The sequence below is a fragment of the Agrobacterium tumefaciens genome, assembly GCF_005221325.1.
Lineage (GTDB): Bacteria > Pseudomonadota > Alphaproteobacteria > Rhizobiales > Rhizobiaceae > Agrobacterium.
On the sequence record NZ_CP039890.1, the window covers coordinates 12843 to 34390 of the forward strand.

A 21548-nucleotide genomic window follows, 5' to 3' on the forward strand; every position below is an offset into this window, starting at 1 on the left:
ACACTATCCCCATCAACGCGAATTTGGCTATCGGTCAAGCAATAGGCGACGGGCGGCAGAGAGGGACATTACCGTCACACCGTTCGGAAGAGGGAAGGACTCTTGACCGGATAGATAACGATCCGCTTTTGCGGCTGCAAATCCTCGCAGGCCAGATAAAACCCTTTTTCGAGTTTCGGCGTAAGGCTTCGCTTGATCTCTATCGCCCAGGGCTTTTCGCCTGGAGGGGTCAGCAGGAGATCGATTTCGGCTCCGGCAGCTGTACGGTAAAAGTTGGCTGCAGTGCCCTCAGGCGAGGACGCGATCAGTGTTTCGATCACGAAGCCCTCCCAACTGGAGCCGACAATTGGATGACCAAGTAATTGTTCAGTGGTTCCAAGCCCAAGCAGCGCATGGGCAATGCCGCTGTCTCTGACATAGACTTTTGGTGATTTGACCAACCGCTTGCCGACATTGGCATGCCAGGGTTCGAGACGACGCACCAGTAGCAGGTCGACAAGAAGGTCGAGGTAAGAAGCGACGGTCTTCCCATCTACCCCTAGGGAGCGGGCGAGTTCGGCTGCGTTGAGGAGACCGGACTGGTGGTGCGCCAGCATAGTCCAGAAGCGCCTTAGCGTCTCGGCGGGGATGCGCGGCCCGAAAAGCGGAATATCTCGTTCGAGATAGGTGCGAATGAAATCCTGTCGCCAGCGCATACTTGCACGGTCGCTAGAAGCAAGGAAACTGTCAGGAAAACCACCCCGTAGCCAAAGCCTTTCGAGCGCGTCTTCAGGGACCTCCAATCCGTCGACAGGCTGCATCTCAAGATAGGCTATTCGGCCAGCCAGCGTTTCTCCGGATTGCTTGAGGAGATCGATGGAAGCGGAGCCAAGCAGCAGGAACTGACCGCTGCGCCTTCCGGCCCGGCGTTGCGATCAATCAGGCCCCGTAGGATGTGGAATATACTTGGCAGTCGGTGAACTTCATCGAGGACGACCAGCTTCTCACTGTGGCTTGCAAGATAGAGTTCGGGTTCCGAAAGCTTGGCCCGGTCTGCTTCCGATTCTAGATCGAGATAAATGGATGTCCGGGTTTCGCTAATATTGATTGCTAATGTCGTTTTACCGACCTGACGAGGGCCCAACAGCGCAACGGCAGGGCTTTCGTCTAACAGATCCAGAAGTTCGGCTTCTATTCTTCGTTCAATCATCCTTGCATTTATGGAGTTATATTCCCCAATTGCAAGGATAATTTCATCTATATAACGAGGCACGTGGCCCGACCGCTACGCCGTGTCGCGTTGTTGTAATAGCTGGATGCCTGCGGCACCGATCGATGACGCGACTGCTCCATGCCTCGGGGAGGGCGATCCCACGGTTGGCAGCCTCGGTCAGATAGCCGGACCTTAGGCCATGAGCGGAAAACTACCCAGGCTCCAGCCCGGCCATGTCCGTTCGCTGCTCGAGGATAGCATTGACCGACTGCGGATCGAGTGCCCGCTTCGAGACTGCGCCCCAGCGCCCGATCCCCCGGAATACGCTGCCCTTGTCGATTTTAGCGGCTGCCAGCCAGGCGTTCAGCGCCTCCACGGCCGGCCGGTCAGATAGACGACCTCATCCTGTTTGCCATCGGAGGTCTTGGTGCGGCCAAGATGGATGGCGAGAGAGGGGAGGGGAAGGCCGCCTTCGATCTCGATCGGAGCTTCCACGCTCAGTTGTTCCAGGCGAAGGCCTGCGACCTCGCTGCGCCGTCGGCCGCCGGAGGCAAAGCCGACCATCAGGATCGCCCGGTCCCTGACGTCGCGCAGGCTATCGGTGGCGCAGCTTGCCAGCAGCTTGGTCAGCACATCGCCGGTGACGGCCTTAGCACTCTTGCGACGACGTTGCCTTGGGACGGCCCGCACGGCGAGGCGAATGGCGGGTTTGAGAGCAGGGAGGCGAAAGCTCCGTTAAGGCCGCGCCATTTCGTGAGGTCGACCAACTGGCCAGTCGGCGGCGTACCGTGTCGGGTGCGTGTGGACCGGCGGATTTCAGCAACCCCTGACGTCGCAGATTGTCGTCCACATCGGGTGGCATGCCGTGATCTGGTTCGTTGGCTCGCTTTTCCGGATCCCAAAGATGATGGGCAACGAATTTTAGCAGCAGCGCCTCGGGCGCCGGCCATGGAATCGATTGCCCGGTGGCTGCCAGGCCCCAGGCTTCGAGACAGGTCAGATCCGACGTAAGCGCTCGCAGCGTGTTGGCACCCATACCTTGGTTGACCAAATGGCGCAGCGTTTCGATGTCCTGGTCGGTCAGAAGCTCGGTGAGCTCATCGCGGCGTTCGAGCGGCAGGACGGACGCAATGGTATCGAGCTCTTCGGCGCGCCGCTCGACGGCGGTCGGTGATGTCTTCGATTTGGCCAAAGGCGCTCCAAAAGGACGGTTTCGGCGGCCTCTGAGACCGTGATTTGCCCCGATTCTTACTTGTCGGTCGTCCTTATCGAGCGGACTCTATCTGACTGATTTCAAAGAACAAGGCATTCTCCCAATTCGCCGGACTCATACTAATTAAGCGGACTCAGGAGCAGCATGATCCTGTTTGCTGTACCGGGCCGCAGGATGCCGAGGCTTTCTGGTTTTCCTCCGCCAGCCAGCGATCGCGCGGCTTGCAGCTCGCGGGACGTGGCACCAGATCGACGTGCAGTGCGCCGCTGTGTAGGGCAGGGGCCGCCGCGCAATAAAGCTGCATCGGCCGGACGCCGTCACTGACCTCAAAGGTCAATTTCGCCGAGCCGGCCAGTTGCACATGCTCCGACACCTTGCGGATGATTGCCGCGAACTTCTCGGCCGACATGTGCGTGCGGTCACCCTCATCAATGTCCCACAGCTGCACGAAGATTTCCGACCACTCCTCGTGCTCGGCGCCGCAGTCGAGTGCTGCGAACTGCCCGGCCTTCACCTCGGTCACGTGATAGCCGCCCTTAACCGGCCGGCCGTCGTAGGAAAAGATCAATGGTAGGTCCCGGACGCCGTCGATGGTGTCGAGCAGGCGGCCAAGGCTGATGTCGGTTTCGAGAAGGGACTTGTCGAATGCGTTCATTTCGGCTACTCATGTTTCAATAATTCAAGGATTGTAGAAATATGGAAGAACGTCAAGCCCTCATGTCATTTGCGGCCCTGTCGCAGGAAACCAGGCTCCACATCGTCCGCATGCTGGTGGTGGCCGGTCCGGACGGAATGGCTGCCGGTGCGATCGCGGAAAAGGCTGAGGTATCGCCCTCGAATGTGTCTTTCCATCTGAAGGAACTGGAACGCGCCGGGCTAATCAACCAGCAGCGCGAATCCCGCTCGATCATCTACACCGCCAATTACGACGGGCTGGGCGCACTGGTCCGCTTCCTGTTGGAAGACTGCTGCGCCGGGCACCCGGAGATATGCGCACCGGCCACCGAAATCGCCGCCTGCTGCGCGCCAACCCCGAAGGAGAACCTGCAATGACCGCTGATCGCATTTACAACGTCCTATTCCTCTGCACCGGCAATTCGGCCCGTTCGATCCTCGCCGAGTCGATTTTGAATGGTGAAGGCAAGGGCCGGTTCCGCGCGTTCTCTGCTGGCAGCCAGCCCAAGGGCGAGGTTCATCCGTTAGCGCTGGATACGCTGCGTGGCCTCGGATACGAAGCGACGGGGTTCAGCTCAAAAAGCTGGGACGTCTTCGCGGAGCCCGGCGCACCGCAAATGGATTTCATCTTCACGGTTTGCGACAATGCCGCTGGTGAAGCCTGCCCGGTCTGGATCGGCCATCCGATGACTGCCCACTGGGGCGTTGAAGATCCGGCAGCTGTCGAAGGCTCCCTCATCGAAAAGGGCCAGGCCTTCTCCCAGGCGGCCCGCTATCTCAAGAACCGCATCACCGCATTCTTAAGCCTGCCCCTAGCCTCGATTGACAAGCTGGCGCTTGAAACCCAGCTCCGTACCATCGGCACGATGGAAGGCAGCACCAGCCGCAAGGGCCACGTCGCGTGAGCTACGTTTTGGATCAGCAGCCGGCCAGCGGGCGCGATCAGGACCTGCGGGCAGCCCTGCAGGCGGCGGGACTTCCGATCGACGATCTGGAGCAAAGTGGGCGCACCTTCTTCCGCTTTGCCGACAAGGGTCAAATCGTCGGCTTCGGCGGGCTGGAGCCCTATGGCGACTGCGCGCTGTTGCGCTCCGTGGTCGTCCTGCCAGAACAACGCGGACGCGGTTATGGCGAAGCTATCTCCCGCCGGCTGCTTGACGAGGCGGGGCGCGGCGGCGCCCGTACTGTCTATCTGCTGACTCAATCGGCTGCCGCGTTCTTTGAACATCTTGGGTTCGTGAAAGTCGAGCGCACGGCTGCGCCGGAGACGATCCTGCAAACACGCCAGGCGGCAAGCTTGTGCCCGGCGTCTGCCGGCCTGTTTGCCAAATCAATCTGAGGATAAAATCATGTCCACATTTGAACGCTATCTGACGGTGTGGGTCTTTGCCTGCATCGTCGTCGGGGTGGCGCTTGGCCACCTCATGCCGGACGCCTTCCAAGCGATCGGTGCGGCCGAAGTCGCCAAGGTCAACCTGCCGGTCGCAGTGCTGATCGGGCTGATGATCATTCCGATGCTGCTCAAGATCGATTTCGCGTCCCTCGGTCAGGTCGGCCGACACTGGCGCGGGATCGGCGTCACCCTGTTCATCAACTGGGCCGTAAAACCATTTTCGATGGCGCTGCTTGGCTGGCTGTTCATCGGCTATCTGTTCCGTCCGTACCTGCCGGCCGGCCAGATCGATTCCTATATCGCCGGCCTGATCATCCTGGCCGCCGCGCCCTGCACCGCCATGGTGTTCGTCTGGTCGAACCTGACCAAAGGGGAGCCTCATTTCACGCTGAGCCAGGTCGCGCTGAACGACACGATCATGGTCGTGGCCTTCGCGCCGATCGTCGGGCTGCTGTTGGGTCTGTCCGCCATCACGGTGCCTTGGGATACGTTGATCCTGTCGGTCGTGCTCTACATCGTCCTGCCGGTGGTCGCGGCACAAATCCTGCGCCGGCTGAGAGATGTGAACCGCCTTGGCGCCAGACTGCAGCCGGTGTCTCTCGTTGCGTTGCTTGCGACCCTGGTGCTGCTGTTCGGCTTTCAGGGCGAGCAGATCCTCGCGCAACCGGGCGTGATCGCCCTGCTGGCCGCTCCGATCCTCATCCAAGTCTATTTCAACTCCGGCCTCGCCTACCTGCTCAACCGCATGAGCGGGGAGGAGCACTGTGTCGCCGGCCCGTCGGCTTTGATCGGCGCGTCCAACTTTTTCGAACTGGCGGTGGCCGCCGCCATCAGCCTGTTCGGCTTCAACTCGGGCGCGGCGCTGGCCACGGTCGTCGGCGTCCTCATCGAGGTGCCAGTCATGCTGTCGGTGGTCTGGATCGTCAACCGCAGCAAGGGCTGGTACGAGCGCGGCGCCGCCGTCCGCTCCTCCACTTCCACCATCGAAAGGGCATGAAAACGATGGATGTCACGATCTACCATAACCCCGCCTGCGGTACGTCGCGCAACACGCTGGAAATAATTCGCAACGCCGGCATTGAACCGACGGTGATAGAATACCTGAAAACCCCGCCAAGCCGCGATCAGCTTGTCAAGATGATCGCTGACGCCGGCCTCACCGTGCGCCAGGCTATCCGCGAGAAGGGCACGCCCTATGCGGAGCTGGGCCTCGACAACCCGGAGCTGACCGATGACCAGTTGCTCGACGCCATGCTTAAGGACCCGATCCTGATCAACCGGCCCCTGGTCATGACGCCGCTCGGCACGCGCCTGGCGCGGCCATCCGAAGTAGTGCTGGACATTCTGCCGGATACCCACAAAGGCGCCTTTACCAAGGAAGATGGCGAACAGGTCCTCGATGCGGAGGGCAAGCGCGTTGTCTGATCTGCCTGCCGCATCCCTATCGCATCTTCGTCAGCCAGACCTGGACGCTTTGCGTCCTCCGTTCTCATCGCACAAACCGCGTATTCTGATCCTCTACGGCTCTCTGCGGGCTGTGTCTTATAGCCGGCTTCTGGCGCAAGAAGCGGCGCGGCTGCTGGAGCACTTCGGCTGCGAAGTGCGGATCTTCGATCCGGCAGGCCTGCCGCTTCCCGATGCGGAACCGGCGAGCCACCCCAAAGTGCAGGAGCTGCGCGACTTGTCCGCCTGGTCGGAAGGCCAGGTCTGGGTTTCGCCGGAACGCCACGGCGCGATGACCGGCATCATGAAAGCGCAGATCGACTGGATTCCGCTTGCGGTCGGTTCGGTGCGACCGACCCAGGGCAAGACGTTGGCGGTCATGCAGGTTTCCGGAGGCTCCCAATCGTTCAACGCGATCAACCAGCTACGCGTTCTCGGCCGCTGGATGCGGATGATCACGATCCCCAATCAGTCGTCGGTCGCGAAAGCGTTTCAGGAATTCGACGCAGACGGACGCATGAAGCCGTCTTCCTATTACGACCGGGTAGTGGACGTCTGCGAGGAACTGGTCAAGTTCACGCTCCTGACCCGTGACGCCTCCGCCTACCTCACCGATCGCTACAGCGAGCGAAAGGAAGAGGCCGAAAAGCTCGAGCAGCGCGTAAGCCTCAAGTCCATATGACCCAGCGCTTGCCGATCGGCGCGATCCTCGCCCTTGGTGTCACCCAGAACATCGGCTACGGCACCCTCTATTACAGCTTCAGCATCCTGGCGCCGGACATGGCTGAAAGCCTGTCCTGGTCTCAGGAATGGATCTTTGGCGCCCTCTCGGCCGCCCTGCTCATCGGCGGATTGACCGCCCCTTGGCTTGGCACGCTGATCGACCGCATTGGGGCAGGGCGGGTGATGACCATTGGCTCCGCCGTCGCGGCCGTAGCCTTAGTTGCTTGCGCCTACGCGCCGGGAAGGGGTACTTATGTCGCGGCACTGATCGCGATCGAGGTCGCCGCCAACCTGGTACAGTACGGGGCAGCGTTCGCACTCCTGGTCCAGCTGCGGCCGGTGGTGGCGCAACGTAGCATCACGTATCTCACCCTGGTCGCTGGCTTTGCCTCGACGATGTTCTGGCCGATCACGACGGCGCTGCACGCGCAGCTGTCCTGGCAGAACGTCTACCTCATATTCGCTGGCCTCAATCTGCTGGTGTGCCTGCCGATCCACGCCTGGCTGTCGCGCGGCCTGGCACACAGCCGCCGGCAAGCTGTCGCACAACAGGCCGCTCCCATGGCAGGATCACTGGCGCCGTCGCACCGCCGCACTGGGTTTGCCCTCATGACCACGGCCTTTGCGGTGCAGTACCTCGCCAGCGCATCAGTGCTGGTCCACATGGTGCCGTTGCTCGCCGGCCTCGGCCTCGGCGCCACCGCAGCCATCGTCGGCGCGCTGTTCGGACCGTCGCAGGTCGCGAGCCGGCTGATCAATATGCTGTTCGGCAAACGCCTGGACGCGCTCCGTCTCGCTATGATTTCAGCGGCACTGATCCCTGCCGGCGCTCTGGTACTGGAACTGACCGCGCCCTCCATACCCGGGGCCATGGTTTTCGCCGTGGTGTTCGGCATGGGCAACGGCCTGCTGAGCATTGTGAGCGGAACCCTGCCGCTAGCGCTGTTCGGCAGTGAAGGTTACGGCAAGCTGCAGGGGAAGATGATGGCCGCCCGACTGATCGTCTCGGCTTCAGCCCCCTTCGTCATGGCTCTGGCAATGGAATGGCTGGGGTTCTCGCTGTCCCTCGCGGCGATCGTCGGCCTCGGCCTGCTGGCCCTGGCCTTGTTCGTCCTCCTTGGGAGCTTTCGCCGCCGAGGTATGGTAGGCTGATCGCGTGCTGCATATCCTCTTTGCCCTCTCCCTAGCGATAGTCGCTCTGCTCTATTCCTCCGTCGGTCAGGCGGGGGGCACGGGCTATGTGGCGCTGATGGGGCTGGCCGGGTTCATGCCTGCCGTTATCAAGCCTTCAGCCCTCGCTCTCAATATTCTCGTGTCGGCCATCGGCTGTATTCGCTTCTACCGGGCGGATCTGGTCACCTGGCGCACGTGTTACCCGTTCGCAATCCTTGGCCTGCCGTTCTCTTTGATCGGCGGCGCGCTGCACCTGCCTGCGGGGGTGTATCATCCGGTGGTCGGAATCCTGTTGCTCATTGCAGGAGTCCAGATGCTGCGCCCGGTATCCGGCCGTGATGGCGAAGCCCACCCCAAAGGCCCGCCCTTTATGCCGTCGCTCGTGGCGGGTGGGGTGCTGGGCATCATGTCAGGGGTCACTGGAGTAGGGGGTGGCATCTTCCTGGCCCCCTTGGTGCTGGCACTGGGCTGGGCAGGGGCGCGTCAGGTTGCGGCGATTTCGGCGGTATTCAACCTCCTCAATTCCGGGGCGGCGTTGGCTGGCGCATGGGTTACCATGCCCGACCTGCCTGCGGAGCTTCCACTGTGGCTGTTGTGTGTGGGGGCCGGAGGCTATGTCGGCTCGTGGTTGGGAGCGTTCTATTTCAAACCCGAAACGCTGCGCAAAATTTTGGCCTTCCTTCTGATCGCTGGGGCAATGCGGCTGATCGGAAGCATTGTCGTATAACTGAACGAGTAGCCGTAACGCTGTTCTCTGTTGAGTGTTGATGCCGCGGTCAACTCCTTCAGCAGTCTCGCGAGCACGGGTCGCGTTCCGGATGCACATGGGCCCATGATCCTGACAGATGAGGCCACAGCCTGCGGCCTGTAGCTCGTCGACCTGCGCATCGTGAACCTGATCGTCGGTCGCGACACGGGCGTGACCTATCAGCCGGCGAGGTGGGGGAGGAGAATTGCTTTTTGCCGTTCGGCCATTGATTTTCGGTTCGATTCAGCGGGTTTGTTCAGATAAGGAATGCGCTGATAAAGGACCAGTTGCAAGTATGTTTTATGACCTTAATGCGGCCCTGTCAGACGCGAAACACGGCGTCGAATTACATCTAGCTACGACCGGCTTGAAATGCGCTCTGATGGCCGTCTACGGCGGAAATTGCTTAAAGTATGGTGTTCGGGGAGGGGATGTGTTGGCCTCCACGCGGAACGAACATGCACGATCACCAAACCACGGGGCGCCAAATCACAAATACTAGATAGCCATCAAGATGGCAGACGCCATCTTGATGGCTATTTCAATTTAAGTTACTGTGGAGAGAAAGGAGCACTCAATGGTAACACCGCAACTATCTGTCCGCAGTTCCAAAGCTCGCGACCTTGCCCATAAGCTCGCCCGCCGAGAAAATCGCACGATTGCCGATATCGTCGAGCGCGCGCTCGAAACCTATGAGGCTCGTGAGGCAGGACGTGAACCCGCTGCGAAATTCTATAGTCGTCTTTCATCGCAGTCAGGTACGGATATCGATTTCGACAGTATCATTGATGAAAACAGACGCGCTCACAAAGGCATCGAGCTTTGATTTTTCTCGACACGAATGTGATGTCGGAGACTTTGAAGAAAGCTCCCGATTCTGCGGTCATAGCATGGCTGGTTCGTCACGACGCCGAATTGGCATTACCGACGGTTGCAGTTGCTGAGATCGCTTTTGGTATTCAAAAGATCAGGCCTGATCAGCGCGCAGATCGCCTGGAAGAGGGACTTGTGAGCTGGCGTCGCCGGTTCTCCGACAAGATGTTTGCCTTCACGGAAGAAGCAGCATTGGCCTATGGCGATATCATGGGAGACGCTGCGCGGCAGGGGAGGGGGATGTCGGTTCCTGACGGCATGATCGCGGCGATAGCGCGGATCAATGGTGGCCGGTTGGCGACCCGAAACCTCAAAGATTTCGAGACAACAGGGCTCCAATTGATCTCGCCCTGGCAATTCTGACAGTGAGATCCGATCCTACAACAATCGGGCCGCTCGCCCGCTTCTGCGTGTAGCACTGTTATAATAGCTGGATGCCTGCTGAACGGATCGATGGCGGGATTGCTCCATCGCCTCCGGGAGCGGGATGCCGCGGTTTGCCGCCTCGGTCAAATACCCTGACCGCAACCCGTGCGCCGAAAACTCCCCTGGCTCCAACCCGGCCATTTTGGCTCGCTGCTTGAGAATGGCATTGATCGATTGCGGGTCGAGCGCCCGCTTCGAAACGGTATTCCACCTGCCAATCCCCCGAAACACGCTGCCCTTTTCAATGCCTGCGACTGCCATCCAGGCATTGAGTGCCTCCACCGGCTGGCCCGTTAGGTAGACGATCTCATCTTGTTCGCCGGTGGTTGTTTTCGTCCGGCCGAGATGGATGGCGAGCGAGGGGAGGGGAGGGCTGTCGGGCACTTCGATCGGAGCCTCGACAGTCAGTTGCTCGACGCGCAATGAGGCAATCTCGCTGCGTCGGCGACCACCTGAGGCAAAGGCGACCATCAGTATCGCCCGATCGCGAACGTCGCGCAGGCTGCTATCCGCGCAAGTCGCCAGCAACTTTTGAAGGATATCGCCTGTGACTGCCTTGGCGCTTTTACGACGGCGCGTTCGTGGAACGGCACGAACCGCCAACCGGATCGCCTGTTTGAGGGCAGGGGAGGCGAAAGCGCCGTTAAGACCGCGCCATTTGGTGAGCGTCGACCAACTGGCCAGCCTGCGCCGCACCGTATCAGGCGCGTGCGGACCGATGGATTTTAAAAAACCCTGGTGCCTGAGATTCTCGTCAACATCTACGGGCATGCCGTGGTTGGGGTCGCCTGCCCGCTTTTCCGGATCCCACAAATGGTGGGCGACGAATTTGAGCAATAGTGCCTCGGGTGCTGGCCATGGTAGCGACTGTCCGGTCGCGGCCAGGCCCCAGGCTTCAAGATAGGCGAGGTCGGAGGTCAGCGCTCTTAGGGTATTGTCGCCCATTCCCTGGTTGACGAGATGGCGCAGCGTTTCGACGTCCTCATCCGTCAACAGCTCAGCGAGCTCGTCGCGACGCTCAAGTGGCAGGACGGCGGCGATAGTGTCGAGCTCTTCGGCGCGGCGTTCGACGGCGTTTAGCGATGTTTTTGCCACGGGTGCTCCAAAAAACCGGATTCATGCGGCCTTGGTGACCGGTATTAGCAGCGATTTTCAGTGATTTGCGCCGCGAAATCAACAATCATCGATAAGAGGTACTTATCAATGGCTTAAACGCCAACTATCGATCATACCATGTGAGGAATGCTAACGGTAGGTTAGCTTTCGTTTAAGAAATATTAACTTTAATTTCAATACTTTACGACCAAAAATATGCCGTCTTGGCTCTTGAGATCTCGCCTGAGCCGCTGGAAAATTCTCGTGGAGTTGCACACCTGTACGGTAAAACGCACATAGCCGTGAGGTTAGAGTTGAGTGAGAAAATGAAGATTCGCGATCTCCCGCTACCCGTAACTGCCACAAAGGCCGATTGGTTGCCCGGGAGGACTTGGATCGGTTTTACACCCACGGGAACCGGTAGGGACGCAGATGCAAAATGTGAAAACACCATTAGCAAGCAAATGGCTGGTGGCTTGGTTCTCGAACGCGTCGCTCAGAAAATGGAGGATCCTCGCCCCGGATTTGAGAATGATCCGCAGGTGATCCGGGACCGCGACACGCATCGGCAGCTCGCAGATCGACTCGTAGCTGTGCATGAGCTGCGCCCTACCTCTCGACCACTGATAGACGTCCTCGGCAAAGATGAGTTTGAGCACATGCAGAATGTGTGGGCCGAACCAGGGAAGAGAAAGAGATGGTCCGTGGCCTTCCCGATTGTACGTACGTGGGAGATCATCGGTAAACCGACCGCGCACTCGGTTCTTTCATCCGACGTTTTTAATTCCACCTATCGGACGCAAAGCTCTACACTTCGGATTGTCACAGATAAAATGCGGCAGGAAATTTCAGATCTCGAAATTGTCGAGACGCCTGCCCAAAATGCTTGGATAGCTATTGAGGACGAGATCCTGATTGCGGAGCGATCCAACATCCCGACTACCACCGCGGCGACGATAGATATTGATCTGCGACACGCGCTCGAAGGGGAGACTGAAGACCGTAGGGTGAAGATCAAACGGCGAGCTGCTTGGCTCGCCCAAAAGTTTTGGCTGTCTCGGCAAAAAGCGAAGTCTATCAGGTGTGATGGCTGCGCTTTCGATCCCGCAGACAAACCTGACCTAAAAAATCTACCTGTCCGAAGTCTCTTTGACGTTCATCATAAAGATCCGCTTTCAGAGGGAGTGCGTCGAACAACTATAGCGGACTTCTCACTTCTGTGTCCCAGATGCCACCGCATAGAGCATCTCCGTCTTCGACATGCAGCAAAATGATCGCGAGGTTCCTAGGATCAAGGTGGCAGACAGAAATGAGCGCGCCGCTCAAAAGACCCGTACGCCGTCTTGTAGCGAATGCCTCCGACGAGCGAGCGCAGATTTAGCGTGAGCGCACATCAATAGAAGTCGAAACCGGTCTCTATCTCTAAGTAACTCGAAAAGAGCGTGACCGGTTAGCTCTGGCACGCACATTGTTAGGGCGGAAGCTCTAGGCGCGGCGATCTATTCGCTCAAGGTGACGCCGCAAGCGGGCGAGGAAGATTGCTTTGCAAGTTTGGCGTTTGGAGAAGACGGGAGACGGTGGCTTGGGGCACGGAGTCTTCTGCTTACGTTTCGCCGCAGATGTTCCCTGGACTTACGCCATGACAGACGCGTAGCAGACGTTTCCTTCTCGATCATCGGTGTCAAAGTTTATACAAGTATCGGCTCTGGCGTGGCTTTGAGGAGCTGACCGGTGCGCTCAAGCGTCATATAAACAATTTTACCCCATCTTCGGACGTAGCAGATACAGCTGGCTTCTCCATCGAATATAGTCGCTTTACTGGAGTGCGTTACTCCTACCTCTGCGCGAGGAGCACGGAAACAGTTGACGGTTCCGGCCTTACCATTTCATCCCACACCAATGGAACGAAACCTACCGAGCCCGAGGAACTGGTGAGCCCTTGATCAAACTCTAGGTGCGAATTTGCATTTACACTTTTTGCGCATTTACCAGGTGCACCTCTTTCGACCTGATCAAGAATCGCCCTATGGTTGCCCCGAATGTGAGGAGAGGCCATGAAAGAGCGGTTCGAGGGGGCAGGTGGGCGTAGATTGAGGATAGAAGCGATCGCCACACAGAAGATTTGCTTGGGACAGCCTGTGCTCATCGAGGAAATCGCTGATCTCTGTGAAATAGAGGAGTATGCAGTTGGCGCCGATCTTATCCGACAGGGTGATGAAACTAACGACATCTACTTGGTGCTTTCCGGAACGTTTATGATTGTAGTCAATGGGCAGCCGGTTGCTAGTCGTGGGCCAGGTGACACCATAGGTGAAATGGCCGCAATTCAGCTAGCGCAAACAAGATCAGCGACGGCTACCGCGAGCTCGAGCGCCGTAGTCGCAAAACTTGCTGAAGAGCAGTTTTCTTGTCTCGCGGAACGCTACCCATCGATCTATCGCACGATAGCTCGTGATCTTTCCCGTCGTTTGTCTGAGCGCAATAAACTCGTTCGAACGCATCGTGACAAAATTCGTGTGTTCATCATCTCCTCGGTCGAAGGTCTCCTTGTCGCGCGGGCTATCCAGAGTGCGTTCGAACACGACCCGTTCACCTGTACCGTCTGGACTGATGGTGTTTTCCGCATTGCAAGTTATACCATGGATGCACTCGAGGCCGCGGTTGACGACTCCGATTTTGCAATAGCGGTTGCACACGCAGACGACGTCACGGTGTTTCGGGGAACCGAGTGGCCAACACCCCGCGACAACGTCATTCTGGAGCTTGGCTTGTTCATGGGAAGGCTGGGCCGCTCACGGGCTATTCTTATGGAGCCTCGTGACGAAAAAGTTCGTCTACCAAGTGACCTCGCCGGTATCACCACGATTTCCTATGGCTTCAACGATGGCAAAGACATGGACGCGCTCATCGCTCCGGCCTGCAACAAGCTCCGCAATCATATTTTGTCTCTTGGCCCTAACAACGGCTGAACACTATGGCACTTCTGAAAGAGCTAAAAGATAACGTAAGTTCAGTTTTCAGTTCATCCTGGTCGACCCGAGATGGGCGAGTGGTTCCAGCCCCTGAAGACCTGAAACTGTCGAATGATGCGATCGTATTCGAGCGTGCGACCGTCCTGTACGCGGACCTCACTGGTTCGACAAACATGGTTGACGTTGCGGGTTGGCAGAAGTCCGCCGAAATTTACAAGACATTTCTGTACTGCTCCGGCAGGATTATCCGCAACATGGGTGGGACCATTACCTCTTATGATGGAGACAGAGTTATGGGCGTTTTCATCGGTGAGGCACAGTGCACGTCGGCGGTAAAGGCCGCTATGAAAATCAACTGGGCAGTTCAGGAGGTCATTCATCCAGCCTATAAAAAGCAGTATCCAGATAGCAAAATCCAAGTTGGACAGGTTGTTGGTGTCGATACAAGCCAAATCCGAGCTGCCCGAACAGGCGTCCGAGGAGATAATGATATCGTCTGGGTTGGGCGAGCTGCGAACTACGCGGCCAAGCTTACCGAGATTAAGCAATCCGAAAAAACCTGGATCACAAAGGACGTTTACGAATATATGCACGATGAGGTGAAATACGGCGGCAACCCACCGCAGCACATGTGGTCCAAGCATATCTGGACTGAGCACGATCGATCAGACATTTACGGATCGACATGGTGGTGGAGTATAGACTGAGCGAACTAGCTCGTGGGCGAGGGCTAAAATGCTGGATGCTTACGACAGTAAACTCCGGGCACTCCATCGCCCGACGTTGAGTTTTCGTCACTAGTGACGTTTTCTTCTTCCCAGTTGCCGCCCAGTCGTTTCCTTATCCAAGCTCGTATCACATCTTGGGCTTTTCCGTATCCAAGTGCACTGTGCTCAAGTCGGCGAAGATCCGAATTGGTTCTGAGAAAATGCCTCCATCCGCTCAGAGCGAGACATAGCTCGAAAGCGACTCCTTGCCAGAAGTCATGACCAGAGGATATTTACTTCCTGTTCCTCGAACCAACCGTTCTCCACCGCAGTGGACTTCACCGCGCTGGGATTATCGCTGTAGGCAATAATGGCGAGGCTGTCTTCGGCTCGGCTACACGTCACATAAAACAGTCTTCTGGTTCGATCGATCGTCGTCTCGTCGCCCTGGGCCTCGCGTTGAATATCTGTGGCGCTCTTCGCTTTGGCTCCAAAGAGCTTCTCATAGCTGAATAGAAATCCACGCGCTTCTTCGTCACTTACGATCACCAGCACTCGCGGGAATTCCAAGCCTTTCACGCCTTGATGGGTATCAAAGCTCGAGGTTCGGCTGACGTAACTCTCGTAATTCTCAATTTGCGCAAAGGGTGTACCTAGAACGAGCCGCCACGCCTCAAGCTCCGTTAGTTTCTCGTCTGTGCCGGGTTCCTCCGGCCCGTCATCATCACTTAGTTGAATCTCGCCGGCGCCGACAAACGGGGTGAGGGGAGCCGGAATGGGAAACAACTGAGATACCGCGATATCGCCAAGGACATCCAAGAACGTTGGGCTCGCACCAGCTGCAAAAAGAGCGGCGAGGGAGTCGACTCCGCGCTGAACTTGCAGGATCCTTTCAGCCTGGTCCACGCCTTCAGCTTGAAGCGCTTTCTTCTCAAGCAGCGGTGAGCGCTCGCGAACGGCCGCCGCGATCTCGAAGTCATCTTGGCTCCTAATGGCTTTTACGAGGGTCAGCACGTCCTTTGCAAAGAACCGCGCCGCCGAATAGCTGCCGTCAAGCAACCCAGTGCGCAGGCGCTCAACCTTGTGCAGGGGCTCGAAGAATGCCGAGAAGCCTAGGCGCCGTGCCGCCATGTGGTGTTCAAGAATCAGCGATTTAACGCTTCCCGCGATCCAACCATCGTCACCCGTTTCCTTGACCATGACGGTACGGACATGGCCCTCGGACGAAGTCTGATCCCTCCCGGAAGGCACGATAAAAAGACGGACATGGCCCCCCGGCTTATTCGACCGTGCGCGCTGCTCCTGACCATCCACGTCCTTGCGGATACGGTTGATAAGGCGAATGATCCGCTCACGACTGCGATGGTTCATGACCTTCGCTGGCCGCTCCCAGCTTGCAGGAAGAGCTCGCTCCAGACCGACCATGCCATCCGAATAAATGCGCTGCATCGTGTCGCCAAAGAGCCCAAGGCTGAATTTGCTGCCATGCTCCTTTTGAACCGTGAGAAGGGCAGCCAACAGGTCCTTGTTTGTGTCCTGGCTCTCGTCGATCAGCAGGATAGGGAAAGCATTCACAAGAATTGACCGCAGGCCCGGCTTTTCGGTGAGGAAGCTCGCCGTAATCGAAATCACTTCGCTGTGGTTCAGGGCGTCCCGCTCGCGATTGTCACCAGTGGGGCTGTACTGGAACGTCAGCAGGTCATCGAGTGCGGCCAAACGAGCCGTCTTGCTCAGGATCGACCTTTCCCGGTCCGCGGAGGCTTTACTGGCTCGGCCTCGGGTCTGCTTATCTTGAAGTTCGGCAATCTCAGCCTTGAGGTTTTCTTTCAGCCATTCGCGGATATCGTCGTTATAGCCCTGAATTAGCGACCAAGCGAACGAATGGATCGTGGACACAACCACACGGACATCGAAATCCAGGCGCTGCTTGATCTCATCACAAGCTGCATTGGTGAATGTTATGACACCAACATTCCGGCCGCCCAGAGCCAACCTTTCGCCTGCCTTCTCGCGCAGGCGCCGAAGTACTTCAATGAGAGAGCGCGTCTTTCCGGAACCCGCACCGGCATACATGAAGAAGCTCTTAGGTGCGTCGAGGTCCAAGCATTCAAAAATTTCATCATCGACATGCTTGTCAACGAGGTTGTCGTTGGTTGCCTCATTCTGAGTCATCTGACCCACCGGTCTTGATTACATCAATGATATCACTTCGCTTCTTCTTCAGCTTCCCCTCGAGCCAATCCAAACCTTCGTCAATGTAGGCCGGCACCTTTAAGGTTGTAAAATCCTTATGGGCCAACACATCGAGCGCGAACTCCGCCTTTTTTCCTTTCTTCAAGGCCACGAACATTGCTGCGCCAATCGATTTAATATCCGGCTGCGTGTTGATTGCAGTATGGAATTTTTTCACGAGGCCGTTGCCAGTCATCCTGGAGAAAAATTCGATGTTTGAGAACACCAGTGCATCCTCAAACGTGTAGGGCAAGGCTTCGACCTCGTCGGAAGAGCCTGGTTTAGCTACGTTTAAGGGCTTCTGGTAGGCGACGCGAACCGAAAATAATGGATCGCCTGCCGTATCCATGACCTTTTGGGTCTGGGGAAGGTCGAACAACTCGTCAGCGTCGGTTTTTTTGGGCCACCATTTCTCCAGCGTGTCATTGTTAGTAACCTGTCCAGCTTTTCGCTCAGGCTGAACCGCTTCGCCGTCCTTCTCGGTGTCCAGATCGGTAATAATGAGCGTGCTCAAGCCCAAGTGCTCGATGAGTGGCCTGAGCGTATGGGCGTGGCTGCCACCTATTTCCAAGATCGAGAGGTAGCACTGGTGGAGATAGGGATAATGCTCCCGCACAAAGTTCGGCAGCAAAATGCGCTCGGCAGGTCCCTCCACCAATATCGCAGCGTCCGCAAAAAAGAGGTCAGCATGCTGGGATCTAAGATAGCGCGTAACGAACCGCTCAGTTCCGCTTGCCGGGCCAAAGGTTTCCGACAGGTTGACGACAATGGACGTAGGCACGGTCGCCCCCATGCCGGCCGGCAGGCGACGGAAATAGCGAAGGGACGAAAAAGGTGTTTCGTGCGCGACGTGGCTGGAATGGCTACTTACGATGAGCTGCGTGCGAAGGGCCTTCGAGTCTCCGAGATCTTTATGTTTGCGGAGAACACTGTAAGCTTTTCGGACGAAAACCTGCTGCACTTGGGCATGAAGATGCGCCTCCGGCTCCTCTATCAGCACAAGCTGCAGCGGTTCGATCGGGTCATCTAGGTTGTTTTTTCCGGCTTTTCGGACCCGCATCCAGGCGTCACGAAACGCCATAAGGCGGAAGATCATCGAGATCAGGTTTTGGTAGCCGAGACCGTTGTTGTTTTCGGGAAGACGCAAGGTAGGCGTGATCTCACCCGCTTCGCTCACCACATCAATTTCAAACGATACCGCAGCTTCGTGATCAATGCCATCCAGCGCTCGAAGCCGTGTCGATACCTTGATCTTTGGGTCCGTGACCCCCGGATATCCCAGACCCTCGACCTCGACAAACGCGTCGGAGAAACTGTCATGCAGACGTACGTTGAAGGCCTCCTGAGCGGCCTCGATCGCCTGCAAAGCCCCCAGGTCGCTGATATCGGGTTTATCCGTCGGGTCCAGATGTTTGGTATAATAGGCTCTCAGTTGCTCGGATAGGCGCCGGCTTTCGGCGTTGCCGGGGGCCGCGCCCTCTTCCGGGCCATCCGTTTCGCCGAAACCACGTTGAGCATTGATCTCATTGACCCGTATGAGGCCGTTAAGCGGGTTGCCCTCAATCGCTACCGCGCCGGGGCGTAGCTTTTGAGGTTGGGCCCTCCCGTTTATGGGCGCCTTTAGCTTCGAAGGATTCAGAACGTAAGTGCGAACGGTGAGATACTTCATGAAGTCGCGGCTCAGAAAATCGAGTAAATCTTCCGGCCACAATGTTAGAGACGGCGTTGGAGAGGGCACCTCGCTTTCCTTTTTCAAACTCGCTTTCAGCTTACAAGCGTCTGTGAAAGCAGTTAGGAACTCCTGGTGGATTGTTTCGATCTTTTCTGGTTCCAATCTCAAGCGCAGGCCCAGAAGGCCCTTAGTGAACCCAAGAGTTGGCAAGACAGTTCGAACGTAATGGAGCTCGTTGTCCCCAACCTCGAGCCAGAGATCGAGAAAAGGCATACACTCGGTCCAGGCCGTGTCGGTAAGGTCCGGAGGGAGCTCCTCCGCGTGGTTTTTTACCCAAGCCTGGCCGATTTTCCGTATCTTGTCCCAATGGGCTAAGGTAAGATCATGAGGCTGGAAGCCCTTGCCGTGATGCAGCAGGAACCGCCGGAGCGCGACCATGGCGGACGTCTTGCCACTATTGTTGGCACCCACGAAAAGGGTGGTCTGGTCCGCAATATCCATGCGTACAGCAATAAGTTTCCGAAAGTTCGACAATTCCAGATGCGCTATTAACATTAGCTCCTCCGTAGCTCGAAGAGCTTAGGGGTGGCAATGAAACCTTGCAACCGGGAATAGTCACATTTCACCAAGCGGGACAGCGTCTGCGGGAAGCAACTGTAGAAGCACGGACTGTTGACGCCGAGACGCTTGGTGATGTCGGCGACCGATATTGTGACAGTCGCGTGCACGGCACGCGCGGCTTCCAAATCCTGTTCGCAGAACTTTTGTGGGCGGCCGCCCTTACGTCCCCGCGCAGGGAGGCTTCGAATCCCGCCATCGTGCACTCGCGATTGAGGTCAAGGTAGTATTCCGCCATGGCGCGTGGATCTGCAGCGCAAAGCGGCCGTGGCGCTTTCGCTGTCGAGGTGCTCAGTGAGGCTCTGGATCTTCACGCCATCTTGGCGAAGATTGTCGATCATCCGCATCTTCTCGACCAGTGGAGCCGGCCCTCACCGGTGCTGCGATGAACAGCCTTGATACATTTGCCGGCACGCACGGTAATCCGCGCTGGTGGCTGCCGGACATAGCATGAGAATAGTCATTGATGGCGGTCACATCACGCCTACTAACGTATAGATTGCCGGGGAGAAGCAGCTGCACGGCCCGGCGTTAGTTATTTCCGGAACGCCGATCAACGGCGTAAGTGGCCTTCTGCAATTCTCCTGATACCGGAACACGGGTGCTGAAGGGTCGTCAGGTCACAAATTTGCGCTGGCGAATAAGCTCTTCAATCCCGCGGTGTATCCGATCATCTTTTGAGTTTAGGCTCCGGAGCCGGATAATCTCAATTTCGTCCCAGAAGGCGCCGATCGCCTCGGAGAAGTGCCGTAAGTGCTCCAAAGTTACCAGTAATTTCCCCAGGTGAACAAGCGGTGTGTAGTCCCCAAAGGGCATCTCTGGCCAAAACTCCGGATGTTCTCGCCTGAGCTTCGTCACCGATTGCCCTTCACCGTGGCGAGCGGCATTGCCGAGAAGATGCAATGTGGAAAGGACACTGTAAGATGGAAAGGAGGTTAGCGCCACGCCTCTTAGGTTAAGAAACAGCGCCTCTACCACCACCCATTTGTTGGACTGGGTCATATCGTGCAAGTCTGCACGCTTTGGATACAGCTCTGCGACGCATCGTTGAAGATAGCCTCTTAACTGACGTTCCCAGATCGACTGAATTGCGAGGCTAAAGGCGACAGTAGTTTCTCGCCTGACCGCCTTCAGGTCGGGGACTGCAAAGGCTTCCCAGGCTCCGCCTTTTTCCGCATACTCTGTGATTTTGCTGTCGAGCGAGGCGAGACCAGGCTCGACCACGTCCTTTATGAAGTTTTCTAAAGTCGCTTTGTGGCTATAGGTGCCGACATCTGCCCAACAGTTTCGCCATGTGACGTGGTCTAATGCTATCGTCCTCATAGTGCCCCCAAGCTATAATCCCTCGCGGTTCCTACGCTAAAACCTCCATAACCGAGCTTTGATCATCTACCCACCAGGCCGTAGCCTGAGAGATATAGCCGATCAAGTCTAAAAGCGAGTCGTACCGGGGCGCTATGTTGCGATTCAGGGCCGGTTCGTAGTGCGCGATGCGCTTGCGCAGGCGCCGGAGTTCATCAAGAGGTTGGAAAATTTGTGCGAGGATCAAAAAACCCGACGGAAGTGTGTATTCGGGCAGCAGATTTTCGCTATGAAGAATTCAAAAACACCGCTGCCAGCTTGGGGGCGGTTCCGATGAGAATACTACCGGCATAGCCACGGACCCAGCATAAGAGTCTCTGACCTCATCTGCGCATTGCCTCATTGCGGCTATCGACGAGCATCCCGAGCCAGTTCTCGAGACCGCCCAAATAATCAGCCAATTTTTCCATGTGGATCGCAAACGAACGGATGTTGATATGCACGAGTTCGGGACTTAGAGTCCGCGTTGAGTCCCGGCTTCGCGCATAACGGAAGCTTTCCCCCCTCGGATCGTGGTCGTTGACCTGGCGCATATAGGCATCAATCCCGTCAAGGTCGGCCACGGGCAGGCAACTCTCTCCTCCTATCCTGCAAGCGGGATCAAGCAAGGGACGGATCAGGGACCACAATTTTCCGAGATCGTGCCTGCCAAGATGATCTTTCTGACTACCCGATAGAGGTACTTCGCAGAGGTCTGCGGCAAGGCGGAAAATGTCTTTGAGCACCAGCTCGACGTGATGACGATATAGATAAACAATCGGATATACGACGGAATCTTGGTCGATCGGTTGCTCGCACATTTGCGTTGTTAACTGAAGGGCGGCTCTTCGAAAACCCGCCTTATAAGCGTAGTCAACCTCACCCCAATGCGTGATGCAGGCATTTAAATGCCAATCTTCGGAGTTTGGCCCAAAAAGGATGTCGTCCACGTGCGGCGGGGGCGAGGAATTGAAGATAGATCCGGCTTCGTCAGTCATAGCAATCCCTGTTTGGAATGAAATCGAGGCATGCCGCATATTTTTTTGGGCATC

At 57.2% G+C, this 21548-nt stretch carries 20 protein-coding genes and 3 pseudogenes; 14 read left to right on the forward strand and 9 right to left on the reverse strand.

Annotated features, from left to right (window positions below):
- Window positions 1-27: 27 nt before the first annotated feature.
- The 3 genes and pseudogenes from CFBP5499_RS25540 to CFBP5499_RS25550 all read right to left on the reverse strand — a co-directional run bounded on the left by CFBP5499_RS25540 (window position 28) and on the right by CFBP5499_RS25550 (window position 3060).
- A pseudogene (locus CFBP5499_RS25540) lies at window positions 28-1189 on the reverse strand (ATP-binding protein).
- A gap of 47 nt (window positions 1190-1236) precedes the next feature.
- Window positions 1237-2384, reverse strand: a pseudogene (locus tag CFBP5499_RS25545) (site-specific integrase).
- A gap of 154 nt (window positions 2385-2538) precedes the next feature.
- Window positions 2539-3060, reverse strand: coding sequence for a DUF6428 family protein (locus CFBP5499_RS25550; protein ID WP_080830398.1), 522 nt, complete (start codon window positions 3058-3060; stop codon window positions 2539-2541).
- Between the two features lie 41 nt (window positions 3061-3101).
- Here CFBP5499_RS25550 and CFBP5499_RS25555 point away from each other — a divergent pair, with 41 nt between their 5' ends.
- The 8 genes from CFBP5499_RS25555 to CFBP5499_RS25590 are packed head-to-tail and all read left to right on the forward strand — an operon-like array spanning window position 3102 to window position 8539.
- Entirely contained in the window at window positions 3102-3458 is a 357-nt protein-coding gene (locus CFBP5499_RS25555; protein WP_080830399.1) for an ArsR/SmtB family transcription factor, read from the forward strand.
- Complete coding sequence (locus tag CFBP5499_RS25560) at window positions 3455-3985, forward strand: arsenate reductase ArsC (protein ID WP_080830400.1); 531 nt, start codon at window positions 3455-3457, stop codon at window positions 3983-3985. The genes CFBP5499_RS25555 and CFBP5499_RS25560 overlap by 4 nt, the downstream gene beginning before the upstream one ends.
- Window positions 3982-4419: an arsenic resistance N-acetyltransferase ArsN2 gene (gene arsN2, locus CFBP5499_RS25565; RefSeq protein WP_080830401.1), complete on the forward strand. Its 438-nt coding sequence runs from the start codon at window positions 3982-3984 to the stop codon at window positions 4417-4419. The genes CFBP5499_RS25560 and arsN2 overlap by 4 nt, the downstream gene beginning before the upstream one ends.
- A gap of 10 nt (window positions 4420-4429) precedes the next feature.
- The gene (gene arsB, locus CFBP5499_RS25570; RefSeq protein WP_080830402.1) at window positions 4430-5470 is read left to right on the forward strand and encodes an ACR3 family arsenite efflux transporter; all 1041 of its coding nucleotides are present in this window, start codon (window positions 4430-4432) and stop codon (window positions 5468-5470) included.
- 5 nt (window positions 5471-5475) lie between these two features.
- Window positions 5476-5898 (forward strand): arsenate reductase (glutaredoxin), encoded by a 423-nt coding sequence (gene arsC, locus CFBP5499_RS25575; protein WP_080830614.1) that lies wholly within the window; start codon window positions 5476-5478, stop codon window positions 5896-5898.
- Window positions 5873-6598, forward strand: a complete 726-nt coding sequence (gene arsH, locus CFBP5499_RS25580) for an arsenical resistance protein ArsH (RefSeq protein WP_175416913.1) — start codon at window positions 5873-5875, stop codon at window positions 6596-6598. The genes arsC and arsH overlap by 26 nt, the downstream gene beginning before the upstream one ends.
- Window positions 6595-7791, forward strand: coding sequence for an arsenite efflux MFS transporter ArsK (arsK, locus tag CFBP5499_RS25585; RefSeq protein ID WP_080830404.1), 1197 nt, complete (start codon window positions 6595-6597; stop codon window positions 7789-7791). The genes arsH and arsK overlap by 4 nt, the downstream gene beginning before the upstream one ends.
- A gap of 4 nt (window positions 7792-7795) precedes the next feature.
- Window positions 7796-8539: a sulfite exporter TauE/SafE family protein gene (locus CFBP5499_RS25590; RefSeq protein ID WP_080830405.1), complete on the forward strand. Its 744-nt coding sequence runs from the start codon at window positions 7796-7798 to the stop codon at window positions 8537-8539.
- 32 nt (window positions 8540-8571) lie between these two features.
- Here the strand turns inward: CFBP5499_RS25590 and CFBP5499_RS30605 are convergent.
- Window positions 8572-8791: pseudogene (locus CFBP5499_RS30605) on the reverse strand (recombinase family protein); the annotation flags it as partial.
- Between the two features lie 346 nt (window positions 8792-9137).
- Here CFBP5499_RS30605 and CFBP5499_RS25600 point away from each other — a divergent pair.
- Together CFBP5499_RS25600 and CFBP5499_RS25605 are read left to right on the forward strand one after the other, a co-directional pair.
- Entirely contained in the window at window positions 9138-9386 is a 249-nt protein-coding gene (locus tag CFBP5499_RS25600; protein ID WP_080830406.1) for a type II toxin-antitoxin system VapB family antitoxin, read from the forward strand.
- Window positions 9383-9796, forward strand: coding sequence for a type II toxin-antitoxin system VapC family toxin (locus CFBP5499_RS25605; RefSeq protein WP_080830407.1), 414 nt, complete (start codon window positions 9383-9385; stop codon window positions 9794-9796). The genes CFBP5499_RS25600 and CFBP5499_RS25605 overlap by 4 nt, the downstream gene beginning before the upstream one ends.
- Window positions 9797-9811: 15 nt before the next feature.
- Here the strand turns inward: CFBP5499_RS25605 and CFBP5499_RS25610 are convergent, their stop codons facing one another.
- Entirely contained in the window at window positions 9812-10954 is a 1143-nt protein-coding gene (locus tag CFBP5499_RS25610) for a site-specific integrase (protein WP_175416914.1), read from the reverse strand.
- Between the two features lie 326 nt (window positions 10955-11280).
- Between CFBP5499_RS25610 and CFBP5499_RS25615 the strand changes: the two genes are divergently transcribed.
- The 3 genes from CFBP5499_RS25615 (at window position 11281) to CFBP5499_RS25625 (ending at window position 14633) form a co-directional block, all read left to right on the forward strand.
- Window positions 11281-12228, forward strand: coding sequence for an HNH endonuclease (locus CFBP5499_RS25615; RefSeq protein WP_080830408.1), 948 nt, complete (start codon window positions 11281-11283; stop codon window positions 12226-12228).
- A 780-nt stretch (window positions 12229-13008) separates the two neighbouring features.
- Entirely contained in the window at window positions 13009-13923 is a 915-nt protein-coding gene (locus CFBP5499_RS25620; protein WP_080830409.1) for a TIR domain-containing protein, read from the forward strand.
- Between the two features lie 5 nt (window positions 13924-13928).
- Window positions 13929-14633, forward strand: a complete 705-nt coding sequence (locus CFBP5499_RS25625) for an adenylate/guanylate cyclase domain-containing protein (protein WP_080830410.1) — start codon at window positions 13929-13931, stop codon at window positions 14631-14633.
- 276 nt (window positions 14634-14909) lie between these two features.
- Here the strand turns inward: CFBP5499_RS25625 and CFBP5499_RS25630 are convergent, their stop codons facing one another.
- Window positions 14910-16805 (reverse strand): UvrD-helicase domain-containing protein, encoded by a 1896-nt coding sequence (locus CFBP5499_RS25630; RefSeq protein ID WP_080830411.1) that lies wholly within the window; start codon window positions 16803-16805, stop codon window positions 14910-14912.
- Window positions 16792-19092 (reverse strand): AAA family ATPase, encoded by a 2301-nt coding sequence (locus CFBP5499_RS25635; RefSeq protein WP_080830412.1) that lies wholly within the window; start codon window positions 19090-19092, stop codon window positions 16792-16794. Before CFBP5499_RS25635 ends, CFBP5499_RS25630 begins: the two co-directional genes overlap by 14 nt.
- Window positions 19093-19391: 299 nt before the next feature.
- Between CFBP5499_RS25635 and CFBP5499_RS30185 the strand changes: the two genes are divergently transcribed.
- Window positions 19392-19544: a hypothetical protein gene (locus CFBP5499_RS30185; protein WP_158523304.1), complete on the forward strand. Its 153-nt coding sequence runs from the start codon at window positions 19392-19394 to the stop codon at window positions 19542-19544.
- Window positions 19545-19770: 226 nt separating this feature from the next.
- On the opposite strand, the gene CFBP5499_RS25640 is transcribed toward CFBP5499_RS30185, so the two are convergent.
- Window positions 19771-20478, reverse strand: a complete 708-nt coding sequence (locus tag CFBP5499_RS25640) for a hypothetical protein (protein ID WP_080830413.1) — start codon at window positions 20476-20478, stop codon at window positions 19771-19773.
- A 362-nt stretch (window positions 20479-20840) separates the two neighbouring features.
- The gene (locus CFBP5499_RS25645) at window positions 20841-21494 is read right to left on the reverse strand and encodes a hypothetical protein (protein ID WP_130932595.1); all 654 of its coding nucleotides are present in this window, start codon (window positions 21492-21494) and stop codon (window positions 20841-20843) included.
- Between the last annotated feature and the right edge of the window lie 54 nt (window positions 21495-21548).